Below are 15,445 nucleotides of genomic sequence, written 5' to 3'. Positions count from 1 at the left end.
AATATTTTATTATTTAGTTAACTTTGTTCATTAAACATCCTTACCTACTTTTTTCCAGTATAAATGAGCAGTACAGATTCTGACCGCCACAACCCTCTGGCTATTTAGGGCAAATTTGCTGATGTGTGTCGTCTTCATTACCTGTCTTGGGAAGGTTAAGCTAGCCTTGACTTAGATCTGCGCGAGTTTCCATCAAAATGGGGCGCTTTTCTCGTTACTTTCTAATTCTTCACGTACTGGTCGTAAGCGATCTGCTCAAACACCAGTTTTTCTGGAATTGCGGAACATTTGAAAAAATGCTTATAAAATAGAAAAGTGAACTATCATGATGATTTCGTATGAGTAAGGCAGTCTCTCCCATGTTTTCCTATGTCGTAGCTTTCATAGTGGCTGTGGTAGTATTGTCTGCAGCTATCATTTCAATTTATCAATTCCACACCCTCTCCTCTCCCTCCACTACTAATACCACGAGCTCAGGGCCCACAAAGGTGACACTCCCGGTTATCTCGTCAAATAAGACAGTGGTCATATCACTGGTCGCATTATCTTCAGCGTCTACCTTCAACCTCAATGGAACTTCTTTCGGGCAGATGACGATTTACATACCCGCCGGTTATAACGTCGAGGTAGAGTTCACCAACCAGGAGTCACTTCAACACAACCTTCTCCTGGTTATGAACAACACTGCCACTCCTAACGCAGCAGACTTGGCCAGCGATGGGAAAATATTGCTTTACGTAGGGACCACTTCGTCAGCCTATACGCTTCAGGGACTTTCCTCCGGTCAGACTGCATTGGGTGTTTACGGACCCATGGCACCAGGAACATATTGGCTAGCTTGCGGAATTTCAGGTCATGCAGAATCAGGGATGTGGGTCAATCTCGTCGTATCCCAGAACGTCACTGCCCCTTACGCCGTGGGGTAGCGAATTTATAATGATTAATTTTTTCTTATTTAAAACTCAAATATAGTAAAGTTTTAATAGAATACATAAAGGTAACTCAATGCTGTTAATATCATAGTGAAGGGAATTGGACAGAAGGGACTTTCTTAGGTTGAGTCTTATCCTGGGAGGGGCCATTGCGGTCTCTCCCCTGATTACCCCTGTTCTAGATTACATGGGATACTATTACGGAGAGCTGAAGTCCATTTCGCCTAAGTATCTCGTGGCTAACAACTCACAGGGATTAGAGGGGTTTCCTAGGTACAAGGTCGCCAACATAAGCCAGCTCCAGGGAAGCTGTCCGGTTTACTTCTTTACGTATCCTCTCACGGATGAGCCGTGCTTTCTCGTGGACTTTAACAAGCTAAATAACATGAAGGATGTGGAGTTCAAGAATCCCTACGCAAACCAGTTCAGGATTAACACCAACTTTAAGGACATTGTAGGAGTTGGACCAAAGAACTCGATATGCGCCTTCTCCGCGGTTTGCGTGCACCTAGGGTGCCAGCTTCCAGCGCAAGCCCTAGTCTCAAGCTCTAGCGACCCTGGGCTAAATCCTTCAACCTCAATCCTGCACTGTCCGTGTCACGGTTCCATGTATCAACTGGATCAGGGCGGGGTGGTGGTAGGTGGCCCAGCTCCTAGGCCCCTTCCAATGGTTCTTCTAGAATACGATGAAACAACTGGCGACATTTATGCCGTGGGGACGAATGCCCCGTACTTCTCTGAGGCTGTGCCCAGGAGAAGGCCAAGGGATAACTTGATCTACGACCCTAGGTACAGTTACTCGGTACCCTCAAACCCTGCATGTGTGAGGGTGAGTTATTGGAGGAACAGGAAGGGACCTGGCTTGACAGGGTCCTGGAGTGGCTCGACGAGAGGACAGGTCTATATGGTCACACCATAAGGCAAGCTCCGCGTTATGCGTACAGGCTTGATTTTTGGTTGGGTTCCTTTGTCTTAGCATCCTTTATGTTTGAGGTTATAACTGGGATGCTTGTGGCCCTATATTACGTTCCAGCTGATCCCTATGCGTCAACCTCCTACCTGATATCTAACGTTCCCCTGGGAGCTCTCCTCTTTAGTCTCCACAGCTGGGGAGCTTACGCCATGGTATTTCTCCTCCTGGTTCACATGACCAGGAACTTTCTGGTGGGAGCGTACAGGAAACCTAGGGAAATAATGTGGGTGGTGGGAACAGTGCTCGCAGGGTTAACGTTGACTGAGGCTTACCTGGGCTACTCGCTTCCTTACAATTTGATCTCCTGGACTGCGACGACGACTGGACTGAACCTCTTTACCTACATGCCCCTAGGTTTAAGCAACCTAATAGCTGCCATGACCCTTCTGCCCCAGCTACCAGGAATTGCGAGCGGGGTAGATCCCCTTGTGGATAGGTTCTTTGTGTTCCACTGGATAGTTGGGGCCCTAATAGCTCTGGTGCTAGGGCTTCACCTTTACATATTCGAGAAGCATGGCATAACTCCACCCCTAAGCAAGGAGAAGGGGAGATCCGAGCTCATAGATGATTACCAGGACAAGCTTAGGAATGACCCGAACTGGAAACTTCAGCCCCTGACCAGGACCTTTGGGATAATAGTGGTTACCATGTTAATGACATTTGGAGCCATCTTCCTGATAGCCTCAGCTTTCCCGTTCCAGATCGCGGTTGACGGCTCTACGATCAAGTATATTATGCCAGAGTATAATCCCGCACTGGCTGCGCAGACTCCCCCAATACCTGACTGGTATTTCCTGTTCATCTACTTCTTCTATAAGTCTGTGACTCCGTCAAATGCGTCGCTCATTTTCCTGGCATGGGGAGCTGTGACAGTCCTATTCCCGTTCGTGGACGAGTACGTGTTCAGACATGAGTCTCCTAATCCCGTAATGAGACCTGCTTCCATGGCTCTAGGGGTTGGTTTCATCGTCTCCTTCGTGGTTAATAGCGTTTGGGCATATCTAACTCCTGGGAGGGATATAGGACCCATAGGGATCGAGGTAGACGGCGTAATATTTCTGCTGTCCTTCCTCACAATCTTCCCTGCCCTAAGGTGGTTGCAGTCTAGGGCCGAGTCAGGGTCCGACTCATTCAACCTGGGGAAGAGGTTGGGGTTGGCGAGTGCCCTGTCGAGGTCTCAGGAAGTGAGCACAATCACGCTACCCAGGCCAGTATCCCTGGGGGTTGACCTAAGCATCTTGGCAACCCTAGGCCTAATAGCTTACACTACGGCTAAGATGTTCACGTTGACTAACCTACTCCTAGACCAGTTTGAGCTTGGGATACTCGCAGGTATTAACATGTTCCTTCTGTCCTACCTTGTGCTGATCTATTCCTTAAGGGGTGATGAGAAGTGAAAGCCGAGAGAATAGCCGAAATTTCCACAATAGTGTTTGCCATAGCTATCCTCGTGTTCCTAGGGGCATTATCATTTCAGTATCTAGGTTACATTTCCCATGGCTCCTACATTCCCAGCAACGAGACCGCAATTCCGATCAAGGTAATAGCTAAGCAGTACGTGTGGGAATTCGTCTACCCTAACGGGACCGTGTCATACAACAAGGTTGTGATTCAGGCAGGCAAACCTTACGTGTTCCAGCTAACTTCTGCTGACGTGATTCATGCCTTCTACATAGTACAGCTCGGAATGAAAATGCAGGCGATCCCAGGTTACACCTATGACCTTTACGTCCTAGTTAACCAACCTGGAGTTTACAACATATGGTGCGCGGAGTTCTGCGGGCCGGGTCATTACACCATGAAGGGGATTATGATAGTCACTAACTCCACGGGGTGATATCATGCTCAAGCCCAAGGATATAGCGGCGTGGATCTTCACCATGGTGATCATGGCGGTCATCTTCCTCTGGATTGGCGACTTCGGGAACCTTGGTTACCTAGCCCAGTCCCCAATCTCGGTGTACGTCGAGAACCTTTGGAGGCTAATGTACATAAGTGCCTCTGGGGTTTTTGGAGTCTTCATGGGCTCCTTGATTTTCTTCTCCATCAGGTTCAGATATACGGAAGTCCAGGAACAACAGGTTAGGAAGGCAGACGTGTCGAAGATGGTGCTTCCGCTGATCCTAGTCTCCGGGATAGGACTTGCCTACGCCATATCGCAGTACTTCCCTGACGTTTTAGCATATCAGTTCAACCTGGGTCTCCTGGTAGGCTTAATGATTCTACTATTCTCGTCTCTTATCTTCGTGATATACAAGGAATATTTCAGGGATTGATGAAATGAAGATTGAATTATTCTATTTTTTACTGAGCCTTCTGGGGCTCGCCTTCTTCTTGATTTCCCCCATCTTTCCTAGTCAGTTCCCGTTTCAGCTGGGAGGGGGATTGGTATTCTGGTTGGGAATTGGTTACTTACTCCTAAGGTTTCCTCTTAGGGGCGTGGTATCCTGTCTGAGGGATAGGGTGACATGGGGAGTCTTCCTGTCCTATCTTACCGTGCACTACGTGGCATATAGTCTACTCCTAGACAGGATCTTGGGAATCTCGCCCCCTAGCGTGTTCTCCGTGACCTATGCTCCGATGGGTTCCCTGAACCTAGAGAACGTGGTAGGCCTATTCTTCACTCCCTCGCTATCTCTGGGCGGTTCCTGGTTCTACCTCGATCTCTCGTTTTTCTCCCTGGTCATGGGACTAGTTATAGGCCTGCTGGTGGTTGGGAACCTCATTGAGCTCAGGAGGATGACCGGGTTAAGGAGGAACCTTTCCCTTGTAGGTCTGCCCCTTCTGGGAATAGTTAGCGGGAGTACATGTTGCATCTCAATTGCGACAATCGTAGCCTACTATGCCCCTGTGCTGGCGCTGGGAACATTCTCTCCTTTCCTAGACTCCGTGTACGTGGGATTGCCCATGATAACTGCTCTATTCCTGTGGATTAACTATGGGACCACGAGGAGAGTGGGGGGTGCCCTGAGGGAGGCAAGGCCAGATAGCGTGAGAGGTAGGGGTAAAACCATCTAGGGCGGTGGCTTTAACGAGATGAGAAAATCACGCTATTCCTGTGTGGGTTCCAGTCCCCCGTGTTAGTCAACTAATCCTCACTATTCCCTTAACCTGGTCAAATCCCCTATCAAAACTCGCTATGTATCTGTCCTTGCTTCGCCCCATGAGTAGGGCATCCTGAACGTGATCCGTGAAACTTAACTGATACTTTCTGAAGTATTCAATCCCCTTTTCAAACGTGTTAGGACTAACGAACTCAAGAGTAACTCCCTCGATAATGAAGTTCAATATCTCGTTCAGCACTAGGAAGGCATAACTCTTTCCATGCCTTGAAAAACCAGCGTCAACGTCTCATCTACCACGTAATCGCAGATGGTGGGTTGACCAAACCTCAACTCCTCTATTTCTCTTAACAGTTGTGAAGCCCTCACGTGATTGGGATCTCCCTTGTTGAAAATTGCGTAGATGGAGGATGTATCTAGGAGTACTATCTCCTTCACTTGTAGATCTCCTTATCCATCTCCTCCACGGTAACAGGTTCTGCCTCAAATTGATATTTCTCGAGTAACTCCGTCAACCTAGGCCTGGATTTCTTTGTCTCTTTCGTATAGTGGTCTATGAGAACCTTGATGACGTCATCCAGGGTTACCTTCTTTCCTTCCTTGGCCTGTAACTCTCCGGCTAATTGAAGAAGTTTCTGTCTATTTTCATCTGAAACCTTAATCACTTTCATGGCGTATACTTGGTACACTTAGTGTAAAAAGATGACTGGATCGTGAGGGACCGCATAGTGTCGTCGAAGTTCTTCTGGGGCAATCTGGTCTGGAAAAACCTTGATCCTAAGAATTCCTGCGTAGCGTTTCCAAATCAAGTTCCGAAGATACTACCGTATTTCTTCCTCGTAAATATGTTTAAATAACTAAAAAGTATTCAGATTAATTTTCCATATCCAGATATTGGTAATTAGCCTCATTTCTAACATGCTTAAAAACGAATCATGAGAAGCTGTTATAATCTTGTACTGTCCTCCCAAAGGGAGGTTTACAACTATTTACCTTTATCAGGAACTATATCAGGTCAAAGTTAAAAACCTTTTAGGAGGTTTTCGCAGTCTTCACAGCAACCTTCCTCTTTTTCGAGAATATCTCATCCTTTCTTGAAAGAATAATCCCAGCCATCATGGTTAGCATTCCCGCGTAACTCTCATGATTGAGCTGTACCTCCCCCGTGACCTCGTCAATGATCGAGCTCGTGACTGGAACAGAAAAGGCCATAACGGTCACCTTACCGACCCTCTCCATCCTCAGCATTACGTTCCAGAGATAGAAGAGAAGAGTACCACCAAGTAAAGCTGAGAACAGGAGATCTCCTACGAAGTTCAAGGATGGATCGAACCTGAAACCTACAGGGGTCAAGGCCAGGAAAACGAGAGATCCAAGGAGCATTTGGGACGTATTAACCACTGCTGGGTCCATGGACCTCAACTTCCTGTAATACACAGTGAAGGAGGCCCAGAACACTGCGTTGAGCACCGTGAGTATTCCACCTAGGACGGAAAGTTTGCCTGAAAGGGATAGACCGTACACCGTAACCCCGAGGAAACCGATGATCGCCCCCACAACCTCAAAGGTCCTAGGTCTCTCGGATAGGATAAGGTATGCAATGGGGATTGAGAAGAGGGGCATCGTGTAGCTTAGGACCGCAGACTCGGAGGGTGCAACGTAGTTAAGACCCATTGCCCAGAGACCGGAGCTCGCAGTTGTTAGGAGGGTCAGGATTATCACGTCTCTGTTGAGAACCACCTTTTTGGCGAAGGGAAGAAGGGCTAGTCCACCTATGAAGTATCTAAGTGACATGAAAAGGAATGGTGAGGCAAAGGTCAGCCCATCCTTCGTGAACTTATACTGAAGTGACCCAAAGACGATGTAAGGGATCAGGTATTTCAGTATTTTCATTGAGATGGGACAGATTTTTGAGAATAAAAGAGATGCTTTTCTAGGTTGGGTAGTTGAGTTTAATATCTATCGTGTGAAATGATATGATCTCACTCAGGGAGGACCCGGATAACTTCTAATAGTATATGAAGTGATACACGTGTTGAGCTATTATATGTTGATGTGATATTCCTAAGTATCCGAAGAGGGTGGACAACCAACTCTACTTAAAGGTAGTTAACATGTTTCCAGGTGATGTAGATGCACTATTCATGAATACCGAAGTTTTCCTGAAGAAACTTTACTCTTCAGATCCTTTTATTCTGCAAATCATAGAGGAGAGAAAATAATTGAAAAAGATGACGAATTCTAAGGAAAAAGTCCTAGAAGTATACGTGGAGAAAAGGAAGGAATGGGTAAGAGTTGGGAAAACCTGGATTAGAAAATCAGGAAAGATACTATTGAGAATATCATAGTGGGACTCGTTGTGACATGAAAATGGTCAAAGAATATGGGGCCTAAAGTATCATGGAGTGTCTCCAGATGGACTCGCAAAATTGCCCTAGCTGGATGCGGAACACTAGGTCGCTTGAGACCGAGCCTCGTGATGAAAAGGTTGTGTGCAATGAAGGAGATGAAATACATGAACACAACGTTCAATCTTAGATCTGAATCCTAAAATAAAAAAGTGATGACGTATGTAACCTGCTTAGATATACTCGGCATACATTCCCAAGTCCATGACCATACCGTACGCGTCATAAGTGCCAGGTCCAGTAACGTAATTCCATCCATAGTGGGCCGGCATTGGGTTGTTGCCAGAGGTAACGGGTATCCAGGCTGACAGTCCCTTAATAATTCCATGGGGCGTTACTACCTCTCCAGAGTACGAAATGTGATAGAGCGCGTAGTTCAGTGGGCCTAACCTCTGTCCCACAAGCGAAACCATCGCAGCCGTCATGGGAGCTGCACCGCTAGTCCCATACCACACGAACAGCTGTCCGTCGAAGATCAGGGGTAGCCCAAAACCGAATTCGGGTATATTGTAACCGCCCGCTGAAACGAAGGCGATATCAGGGTAAGTTCTCACTGTGATAGGCGTGAACGGAATCAAGGAGGTTAGCTCGTATATCTGAACCGGGAACACCACGCTGTTGCCTCCTGTACTGTAATCCCACCCAGAGAAGGAGTAGATCTGTCCCGTTGAGGTCGCATTGAGGAATATCCCGCCTACCGAGGTAACCAGTGGATCGCTTTCCGGGTACCATATGGTGTTGTAAACGCCAATGTGGAAGTTAGGCGGAGGATGATTGGACTCAAATCCCCAGTCCCCTGATGCAGCCAAGACCGAGGTTCCCTGCACCGATAGCTGAACCATGATGTTGTGTATCATGTACAACATTGCCGGATAATACGCTGCAAGATAGCTCTCTGGTAACGATACTGAGATAGAGACCACGTCAGGATTAAGATAGTTTGCCATATAATAGTACTCATAATAGTAGTTTAGGAGGTTTCCCACAAGGGCTTTCCCGCCCACATATCCATCGCTGAACACTATTGCGATATTAGCCCCTGGAGCAAAGGCCCCTGAATACTCAGCGTCCAGCTCGTTTTCACCCGATTGACCTCCCGAGGTATCATTTCCAAGGGTGATAACGTTGAATGACCCAGTCCTAGGAATGTTGAAAAGTCTCCAGAACGAGTATATGTCCGTGGTATTCACGTAACACTCTGGCACTCCCTCTATGGCGATCGTGGAACCTGAACCCGTCTTACCCTGCGCGTAGAGCGACGAGAAGTTGAAGTACTGCTGGATCGTATTGGGAGTGAATATTGCGCTTGAAATTAGCCCGCTACTGCTGGATCCCTTCCCCTCGGTCATGGGTACATTCCAAGCCTGCCTCAATCCCTGGTACGCGTGTGGATCAAGATTATCTATACCCACAATCCCAAGCACGTACTTACCCACGCCATAGGGAAGTGATGGCGTAACGTTATTCGTGAAGTAATAGAATGGTCCCACTCTCTTCTCTCCGACCTTACCGAACCAATAGATATCCTTGAAGGGGTAATAGTACACGTTTATATATGTGTGGAACGCCTGCTCAATCTCGCCTACTGTGGCGTTAAAGGTGAGTATGAGTCCATAGTTCCCTGTGGGAACAAACCCGTACCCTTCCAAGTAGTTCTCAAGGGAGTTCACGTAAGACTGACTGGGATAGTAGTATTCCCTGAACTTCAAGGGAGTTAAATAATGACCACTTGAAATCACGTATAGAAGCTCACTGTTCAGCGATGAATAGTTCGTGAAGTTAAGCAATATGGCTATCGGGATCGTAAGACCAGTGTTAAGCGGTTCCACGAACTGTGATCCAGGTAAAATTGAGTACTGGGGCGATGACGTCTGCACGTAGTACATGGATTCCTGGGCCTGCAAAACTAGACCCGAGCCTAGAGAGGAAAATACAAGCAAAATCAATACTATTAGAATAGAACTTATGTTTTTCATTACTATTTAAAAGAGTCATACTCCTATAAAAAGACTTGAATATAAATTTTTAAATATATGCTTTCATAAAACAATATTTCTACCTTTTCCTTTCAATTTATAGTTTCTTGTTAGCAGTGAGATGCCCAGGTTCACGAGGATGACCAGAACTGCAACTTCAAACATAACGTTGAAGGCCTCGCTACCCGGATAGAACGAGATCAAGAACTGGTTGTCTACTATGAGGACGTAGGGGTCCTTATAAGACGACATGATTGATGTGGCCAGAACTGGGCCAATGGACGCCCCGAGATTGCGCAAGAGAGTGTTCACTCCCAGGCCTATACCCCTCGCAGTTTCTGGAAGCGAGACGGCTATCATGTTAATGAGGGGAATAATGATCGAGATCATCCCAGTCCCCGCCACTATCACGTCCTCAACCAGTGCCTGCGACGTTCCCCTATTCACCATGAGGAGGATGAAACCAAGGATCGAGGTTAGTGAACCGAACACGAGGAGAGGTTTCGGACCCGCATCTCCCGTGAGCTTACCCACGATTGGACCCACCACGAACATGACCACGGTCGCTGGAGCCAGGGTTAATCCTGCAGAGAATATGTCAAGTCCCAGCCCAAAGGGAGGAGGTAACTGGGCGTAGTAGATTATCCCGAAATACATGATCATGAGGGCAATACTGCTCACAACCCCAACCAAGTTAGCGACCATTACGTTCCTAATCCTCATGAGGTTCATGTCCACCAGGGGTTCCCTTACCCTCAACTCCACAGGGATAAACACGAGCACTAGAAGGACTCCCAACGTTAACAGGACAAGGTTCTCGGCGTTCAACCAGCCCAGCGAAGGTCCCTCGGTTATGTAAACCAGGATGAGGACCATACCCACGGTTAAGAGGGTTGTTCCAACGTAATCTATGCTCTCCTTCACCCTCACGCCCGTGTCCTTAAGCTTGGTCAGGATAAGCAGGAAGAAGAGAAGGGAGAGGATGAAGGCAGTGTGAAAGGCATACTGCCAGCCAAAGTTCTGATCTATGTATGAACCGACTATGAGTCCAAGGGCCGTGCCTATACCCACGGAACCTGAGAGTAGTCCCTGAGCCGTTGCGACGTCCTGGGGTGGGAGGACGTCGGTGATTATGGCCAACCCAACGGGGAAGATCCCGTAACCTATTCCCTGAATTGCCCTGGCAGCAATGAGTGCGTAAATTGAGGGTGAGAAGCCGGCCAAGGCTACCGCAACTAGGTAACCCCCAAGGGAGATGAGGTACATCCTTTTCCTTCCGTACATGTCGGCAAGCTTACCAAAGATCGGCGAGACCACCGCTCCCACAATGATGAAGGCTGAGGTTATCCAAGAGGCAAGGGTCGAGCTCACTGAGAAGTCGCTCTGAATCGTGGGAATTGCTGGGACAACCATGGTTTCCACGTAGTTTATGAGGAGGTCGCCCCACACAAGGAGGAGTAGGACCTCCCTTCCCCTTTTGTCCATCATGATTCCTAGGTACGAGGGAAAATAAAACTTGATTTTAGGGGTAAAGGTGATCGTCTCTGTTGAGACTACCTAGTTATATAGTGAACGCATATCCGCTGATCTATCGGTTAAAGGATTCCTCAAATTAGGTTAGTTGGACATATTGTTCCTTAAAATGGTTAGCTTGAAGAGTAAAGAAGTATAGTTAGAGGCCTTCATCCGTTCTTGAATAACCTTTTTATGTACTTAACCCTAGAATATTCGAAATTATCAGAGTTTGATACTGTATTAAAGAAATATTTCGTTGAAAGCTAGATCTCTGCTAGGTTTTATCTATTGAACTCTTACTAGATCCCTAACTAGTCTCCATATATCCTTGCACAGTCCTGTACCTTGAGTGCCAGGGTCTTTATTTCATCCTCTGGAAGCGAGGGTGCAAAGTACCTCCACGACTCGTCGTTCATCCACGGCATGACCTTCACGGCCCGGAAGATTTCCTCGCACTCCTTTGACGGGTTCTCCAGTTGGTGGTCCTCAACGAACTGTTTGATTAGCATCATTGCAAATAGTGGCCTGTTCCCCTTAATGAGACCATCAACCTCCTGAAACAGGGTCATTTTCTCACCAGGGCAAGGATTATCACAGTGGAACCTAGGGCAACCAATGATGCAAAGGCGTATGCGTAAACGTAACTTAGAGAGTATAGAATGCCCATAACGGAGTTCCCCACAAAGTAACCTATCCCCCTCGACAGGGAAAGTATCCCCATTCCTGTTCCCACGTTCTGACCTGCAACCTTGGACGCTATACTGGGTTCAAAGGTCTCGGCGAAGGCGCTCCCGACGCCCAGGAGAATTGCCATGGGGTAAAGGCCTATCTCCCTGAAGGGAAACAGGAAGATAAACCCGGCACTTGCGATCGCAGTTACCAGGTAACCCAGGGTGAGGCCTAGGTAGTCCTTCATCCTCAACCTAGATAATAACATTCCGAAACCTGAGGATGAGCCCAGAAAAAACCCGTAGGTTAAGGTGCCCAGGTAGATCTGCGAGGTAGACTGAGTCACGGTAATGATGGGGAATCCAGGACTATACGTGCTGATCCCGAAGAGGAGGGAGGCAAGGGCCACCGCGCCCAGGACTTTCCCGCTCCTTCTAGCTGTGCTCTTCCCCTCCCTAGGCCTGGACAGGTAAAGGAATAGCGAGCTTATCAGGATTGGGATTGCAGTCAAGGGTAGAATCTCAGCAAACGAGAGCCTCAGGTAAAGGCCAACGGAGAGGTACACCACAGCTATCAACCCTCCCAGGAAGTCCAGCGAGTGAAGAATGGCGAATGCCCTCGACCTCTCGTTCTCACTGGTCGCTTGAACTAACATGGTTCTCCTGGCAGGGCTCCTGAAGTTTCTCATGAACCAGCCTGACAGGAAGAGACCAATCGCCTCGAGGCTATTTTGTGCCAGTCCTGTGAAGGACAGCAAGGTTATCAGGAGGTTTCCAAAGATTGCAACCCTCTTGCTCCCGTACCTATCCGCGAGAGCCCCACCTAGAAAGGAAAAGATTAACCCAACACCATAGGACACACTTTCCACAACTCCGTAGATGTAAATTGGAAGGTGAAACTGGAAAACTAGAATAATGGGGAACGACGCAACCACGGCCTGGTAACCCAGGTCAGCAAAGAAGGCAGAAAAGGATATCTTGTAGACGTCCGAGTTCATGCCAGATAAATGGAGACCCGTACAAAAAATCTTTAGTTAGCTCATGGAGATTATCCTTTCCCAGAGGTCATCCACGAACTTCTCTAGTTCCAGGTAATCCCTTTCCGGGAGCTTCTTGTACCTGCCCTGAACAGAAAGGAAGTCCTTCAAGGGCCTTCTGGTCTCCTTCTTAAGGCAATGGAGCGACTCATTACTTACCCTAACCTTCCCGTTCATAACCTCTATGAGGGGCCAATAACACGTCTGCACAGCCAACTTGCCAACCTCAGCGGTCTTAGAGGGATCAAATAGCCAACCATAAGGGTCTGGTGTAAGGATCTGGATATACCTAAATCCGTTCACTTCCTTGGCCCTCTTCAACTTATCCATGAGGTCATGGGGATAGCCCACGGATGCCGTGGCCACATAGGGAACGTTATGGTCAAGCATTATGAAGAGTAACTCCTTCTTGTTCTCCTTCTTCCCTTCAGGTGTGGTAGTGGTTACGGCACCGTGGGGGGTGGAACCGCTCCTCTGACCTCCGGAGTTCATGTAGGCCTCATTGTCCACACAGAGGTATATGAAGTCCTCGTTCCTCTCAGCAGCTCCGCTAAGTGATGCAAACCCTATGTCCGCTGTACCTCCATCTCCAGCCCAGACCACCACAGTCACGTCCTTGTTCCTCTGTTTGAAGGCCCTCCACATACCTGAGGCTGCTGCGGGACCGGCAGCGAAGGCTATATTAAGCACAGGATAGCCGTAAGCGTTCTTGGGCCCTATCCCCTGAATTACGGAGGAACACCCTGCCACTACAACCATGGCAACGTTCTTACCCAGGGCCATTCCCACCATTCTCATGGCCATGTTCTCAGGACATCCAGGGCAGGCTGACGTCCCTGGAAGGAGTGACTCAGATCGCAGACCTCGGAGTCCCAAGCTCAACTTCTTTCACCTCGCTCGGATAGTACCAGGTTACCTCCCTAAAGGAGCCACGCTTCATTTCCTCGATGGACGTGGATATGGCCTCCATGAAATCCCTCTTGTTCATGGACACACCTCCCAGTCCTGCAACTACCCCCTTTACGGGGTTATTCAGGGACGCCTTCACTTCCAGGTAAAGAGGCCCTCCTCTGCCCAGCGACGTCGCCCTGTCAAACACAATAACTCCCTTCTTATCTCCCAGTGCCCTTAATATCTCGTCTTCAGCCCACGGTCTCACGTATCTCACCCTATAAAGTCCCACGGAGATTCCTCTCTCCCTTAACCTGTCCACAGCCTCCATCGCGTCTAAGGACCAAGCCCCCATGGTAACCACGGCGTAGTCGGCATCCTCTAGCTTATACTCTACGTTGAGGGTCTTGTAATCCGCTAGGGGGTTTATCTTCTCGTATTCCCTTCCGACTTCCCTAATCACGTCCTTCGAGTCCGCTATGGCATCATTTATGGACTGCCTTAGCTTCATGTAATGGACTGGTTGGAAAATGTTACCCATGCTCTCCTGCGTTTCCGGATCTATAACGTAGGGTTGCCTCCTGGGCGGAATAAATGCGTCTACATCCTCCTGCGAAGGAATATACACGTTGGTCTTGGTATGGGAGAGAATGAACCCATCCATTCCCACCATCATGGGAACGAAAACCCTAGGATCCTCGGAGATCCTGAAGGCCTGCAGGGTTAGATCAAGCGCCTCCTGAGGGCTTGAGGCGAAGGCCATTATCCAACCACTATCCCTCTCACTCATGAAGTCAGTGTTCTCGTTCCAGATGTTCCAAGGAGCACCCACTGCCCTAGTTGCTACCACCATCACTATGGGTGCCCTGCTCCCTGCAGCCCACCAAACCATCTCGTGCATGTAAAGAAGTCCCTGGGAGGAGGTAGCAGTGAACGCCCTTACTCCAGACACGGCTGCCCCCAGGGTTACACCCATGGCAGAGTGTTCGCTCTCCACCCTAACCACATCTGTGGAGATCTCCCCCCTTGCCCTCATCTCAGCCAGTTCCTCGATTATGGTGGTCTGAGGAGTTATTGGGTAGATCCCCACAACCCCAACCCTCGCTAGCTTTACCGCGAGGGCAACAGCCTCATTCCCTGAAATAATCTTCATCATGACTCGGTCACCATGGAAATCGCCTTAACGGGGCACACGTTCGCGCAGACCCCGCAACCCTTACAATACTCGTAATTAACCTCAGCCCTTTTCCCCTTAACCCCAATGGTGCCCTCAGGGCACCATAGGTAACATGCATTACAACCAATACACCTATCGCCAACAACTGGCTTCACCACCCTCCAGTTACCGGTCTTTCCCCCTGCTCCCTCGCTTGGGTGGGAAACCGGGAAAAACTGATAATCAAGCGACAATTTCCTTCACCTCTCTTGTGCTCTCGTAGGCTAGTTCAACGGCTCTCTTGTTGAGCTCTGCCACATTCCCGCTAAACTCAGAGTCTATGGCCTTCTTCACTGAGTCCAAGGAGGGTACCCCAACTGCCTTAACTAGTGCGCCCAACATTAAGATGTTGACGAGAGGCCAGCCAGATTTCACCAGCTTCAGTTCCATGGCTATTCCTGTCGCGTCCACTAGGAAGATCCTACCTGAGACTGGCGGATTTCCCTTCCAGTTAAGCACAATTTTCCCGTCCTTCTTCAAACCCTTCAGGGGATTGGAAATCTTGAGCAATGTGGGATCTAGAATAACCACTACGTCAGGTTCCTCAATAGGGGACGTCTCTCTTATCTGCGAGTCAGAAATCCTGCAATAAGACTCTATCTCCGCTCCCCTTCTCTCCGCTCCATATATGGGGAAAGCTGAGGAGAAAAGCCCGTCTAGACCAGCAGCCTCTGCAAGTAAATTGGCTGCCGTAACAACGCCTTGTCCGCCTCTTCCATGAAATCGTATCTCAAGCGATGATTCCACCCACGTTACTATTAACTTGT

Annotated in this window: 18 protein-coding genes; 6 read left to right on the top strand and 12 right to left on the bottom strand. The window is 48.5% G+C overall.

The window, feature by feature from the left end:
- Positions 1-338 precede the first annotated feature (338 nt).
- From MSED_RS01675 to MSED_RS01650, 6 genes are all read left to right on the top strand, one after another.
- A complete protein-coding gene (locus MSED_RS01675; RefSeq protein WP_011921468.1) occupies positions 339-926 on the top strand; it encodes a sulfocyanin in 588 nt (195 codons plus the stop codon).
- A 106-nt stretch (positions 927-1,032) separates the two neighbouring features.
- Entirely contained in the window at positions 1,033-1,851 is an 819-nt protein-coding gene (locus MSED_RS01670; RefSeq protein ID WP_011921467.1) for a Rieske 2Fe-2S domain-containing protein, read from the top strand.
- Positions 1,752-3,302: a cytochrome b gene (locus tag MSED_RS01665; protein ID WP_048059957.1), complete on the top strand. Its 1,551-nt coding sequence runs from the start codon at positions 1,752-1,754 to the stop codon at positions 3,300-3,302. The genes MSED_RS01670 and MSED_RS01665 overlap by 100 nt, the downstream gene beginning before the upstream one ends.
- The gene (locus MSED_RS01660) at positions 3,299-3,742 is read left to right on the top strand and encodes a cytochrome c oxidase subunit II (protein WP_011921465.1); all 444 of its coding nucleotides are present in this window, start codon (positions 3,299-3,301) and stop codon (positions 3,740-3,742) included. The genes MSED_RS01665 and MSED_RS01660 overlap by 4 nt, the downstream gene beginning before the upstream one ends.
- Before the next feature lie 4 nt (positions 3,743-3,746).
- Positions 3,747-4,181: a hypothetical protein gene (locus MSED_RS01655; RefSeq protein WP_011921464.1), complete on the top strand. Its 435-nt coding sequence runs from the start codon at positions 3,747-3,749 to the stop codon at positions 4,179-4,181.
- A 4-nt stretch (positions 4,182-4,185) separates the two neighbouring features.
- Positions 4,186-4,923 carry a hypothetical protein gene (locus MSED_RS01650; RefSeq protein ID WP_011921463.1) on the top strand — a complete coding sequence of 246 codons (738 nt, stop codon included), beginning with the start codon at positions 4,186-4,188 and terminating at the stop codon, positions 4,921-4,923.
- Positions 4,924-4,989: 66 nt separating this feature from the next.
- Here MSED_RS01650 and MSED_RS01645 read toward each other — a convergent pair whose 3' ends face one another.
- From MSED_RS01645 to MSED_RS01585, 12 genes are all read right to left on the bottom strand, one after another.
- On the bottom strand, positions 4,990-5,193 hold the full coding sequence (locus MSED_RS01645) for a hypothetical protein (protein WP_144418721.1): 204 nt from the start codon (positions 5,191-5,193) through the stop codon (positions 4,990-4,992).
- Positions 5,194-5,207: 14 nt separating this feature from the next.
- Positions 5,208-5,405 carry a type II toxin-antitoxin system VapC family toxin gene (locus MSED_RS01640; RefSeq protein WP_048059956.1) on the bottom strand — a complete coding sequence of 66 codons (198 nt, stop codon included), beginning with the start codon at positions 5,403-5,405 and terminating at the stop codon, positions 5,208-5,210.
- Positions 5,402-5,638: a hypothetical protein gene (locus MSED_RS01635; RefSeq protein WP_048059955.1), complete on the bottom strand. Its 237-nt coding sequence runs from the start codon at positions 5,636-5,638 to the stop codon at positions 5,402-5,404. Before MSED_RS01635 ends, MSED_RS01640 begins: the two co-directional genes overlap by 4 nt.
- A 361-nt stretch (positions 5,639-5,999) precedes the next feature.
- On the bottom strand, positions 6,000-6,860 hold the full coding sequence (locus tag MSED_RS01630) for a DMT family transporter (protein ID WP_011921460.1): 861 nt from the start codon (positions 6,858-6,860) through the stop codon (positions 6,000-6,002).
- A gap of 688 nt (positions 6,861-7,548) precedes the next feature.
- Positions 7,549-9,351, bottom strand: coding sequence for a S53 family peptidase (locus MSED_RS01620; RefSeq protein ID WP_011921458.1), 1,803 nt, complete (start codon positions 9,349-9,351; stop codon positions 7,549-7,551).
- A 63-nt stretch (positions 9,352-9,414) separates the two neighbouring features.
- Positions 9,415-10,836 (bottom strand): MFS transporter, encoded by a 1,422-nt coding sequence (locus MSED_RS01615; protein WP_011921457.1) that lies wholly within the window; start codon positions 10,834-10,836, stop codon positions 9,415-9,417.
- Positions 10,837-11,177: 341 nt separating this feature from the next.
- Positions 11,178-11,435: a hypothetical protein gene (locus MSED_RS01610; protein ID WP_011921456.1), complete on the bottom strand. Its 258-nt coding sequence runs from the start codon at positions 11,433-11,435 to the stop codon at positions 11,178-11,180.
- Entirely contained in the window at positions 11,432-12,532 is a 1,101-nt protein-coding gene (locus MSED_RS01605; protein WP_011921455.1) for an MFS transporter, read from the bottom strand. The genes MSED_RS01610 and MSED_RS01605 overlap by 4 nt, the downstream gene beginning before the upstream one ends.
- 36 nt (positions 12,533-12,568) lie before the next feature.
- Entirely contained in the window at positions 12,569-13,453 is an 885-nt protein-coding gene (gene porB / locus MSED_RS01600) for a pyruvate synthase subunit PorB (RefSeq protein ID WP_048059954.1), read from the bottom strand.
- The gene (locus MSED_RS01595) at positions 13,422-14,618 is read right to left on the bottom strand and encodes a transketolase C-terminal domain-containing protein (protein WP_011921453.1); all 1,197 of its coding nucleotides are present in this window, start codon (positions 14,616-14,618) and stop codon (positions 13,422-13,424) included. The genes porB and MSED_RS01595 overlap by 32 nt, the downstream gene beginning before the upstream one ends.
- Positions 14,615-14,872: a 4Fe-4S dicluster-binding protein gene (locus tag MSED_RS01590; RefSeq protein ID WP_011921452.1), complete on the bottom strand. Its 258-nt coding sequence runs from the start codon at positions 14,870-14,872 to the stop codon at positions 14,615-14,617. Before MSED_RS01590 ends, MSED_RS01595 begins: the two co-directional genes overlap by 4 nt.
- Positions 14,862-15,425 carry a 2-oxoacid:acceptor oxidoreductase family protein gene (locus MSED_RS01585; protein WP_011921451.1) on the bottom strand — a complete coding sequence of 188 codons (564 nt, stop codon included), beginning with the start codon at positions 15,423-15,425 and terminating at the stop codon, positions 14,862-14,864. Before MSED_RS01585 ends, MSED_RS01590 begins: the two co-directional genes overlap by 11 nt.
- Positions 15,426-15,445: the final 20 nt, after the last annotated feature.

The organism is Metallosphaera sedula DSM 5348 (assembly GCF_000016605.1).
Classification (GTDB): Archaea; Thermoproteota; Thermoprotei_A; order Sulfolobales; family Sulfolobaceae; genus Metallosphaera; species Metallosphaera sedula.
Note: the sequence above shows the minus strand (reverse complement) of the source record. Positions and strands in the feature narration are given on the sequence as shown.

Bases quoted from the DNA above. Each gene is read 5' to 3' on its own strand.
- MSED_RS01655 (WP_011921464.1), top strand. From the start codon at position 3,747: ATGCTCAAGCCCAAGGATATAGCGGCGTGGATCTTCACCATGGTGATC.
- MSED_RS01665 (WP_048059957.1), top strand. From the start codon at position 1,752: ATGTGTGAGGGTGAGTTATTGGAGGAACAGGAAGGGACCTGGCTTGAC.
- MSED_RS01595 (WP_011921453.1), bottom strand. From the start codon at position 14,618: ATGATGAAGATTATTTCAGGGAATGAGGCTGTTGCCCTCGCGGTAAAG.
- MSED_RS01615 (WP_011921457.1), bottom strand. From the start codon at position 10,836: ATGGACAAAAGGGGAAGGGAGGTCCTACTCCTCCTTGTGTGGGGCGAC.
- MSED_RS01620 (WP_011921458.1), bottom strand. From the start codon at position 9,351: ATGAAAAACATAAGTTCTATTCTAATAGTATTGATTTTGCTTGTATTT.
- MSED_RS01635 (WP_048059955.1), bottom strand. From the start codon at position 5,638: ATGAAAGTGATTAAGGTTTCAGATGAAAATAGACAGAAACTTCTTCAA.
- MSED_RS01675 (WP_011921468.1), top strand. From the start codon at position 339: ATGAGTAAGGCAGTCTCTCCCATGTTTTCCTATGTCGTAGCTTTCATA.
- MSED_RS01610 (WP_011921456.1), bottom strand. From the start codon at position 11,435: ATGACCCTGTTTCAGGAGGTTGATGGTCTCATTAAGGGGAACAGGCCA.
- MSED_RS01650 (WP_011921463.1), top strand. From the start codon at position 4,186: ATGAAGATTGAATTATTCTATTTTTTACTGAGCCTTCTGGGGCTCGCC.
- MSED_RS01630 (WP_011921460.1), bottom strand. From the start codon at position 6,860: ATGAAAATACTGAAATACCTGATCCCTTACATCGTCTTTGGGTCACTT.
- MSED_RS01605 (WP_011921455.1), bottom strand. From the start codon at position 12,532: ATGAACTCGGACGTCTACAAGATATCCTTTTCTGCCTTCTTTGCTGAC.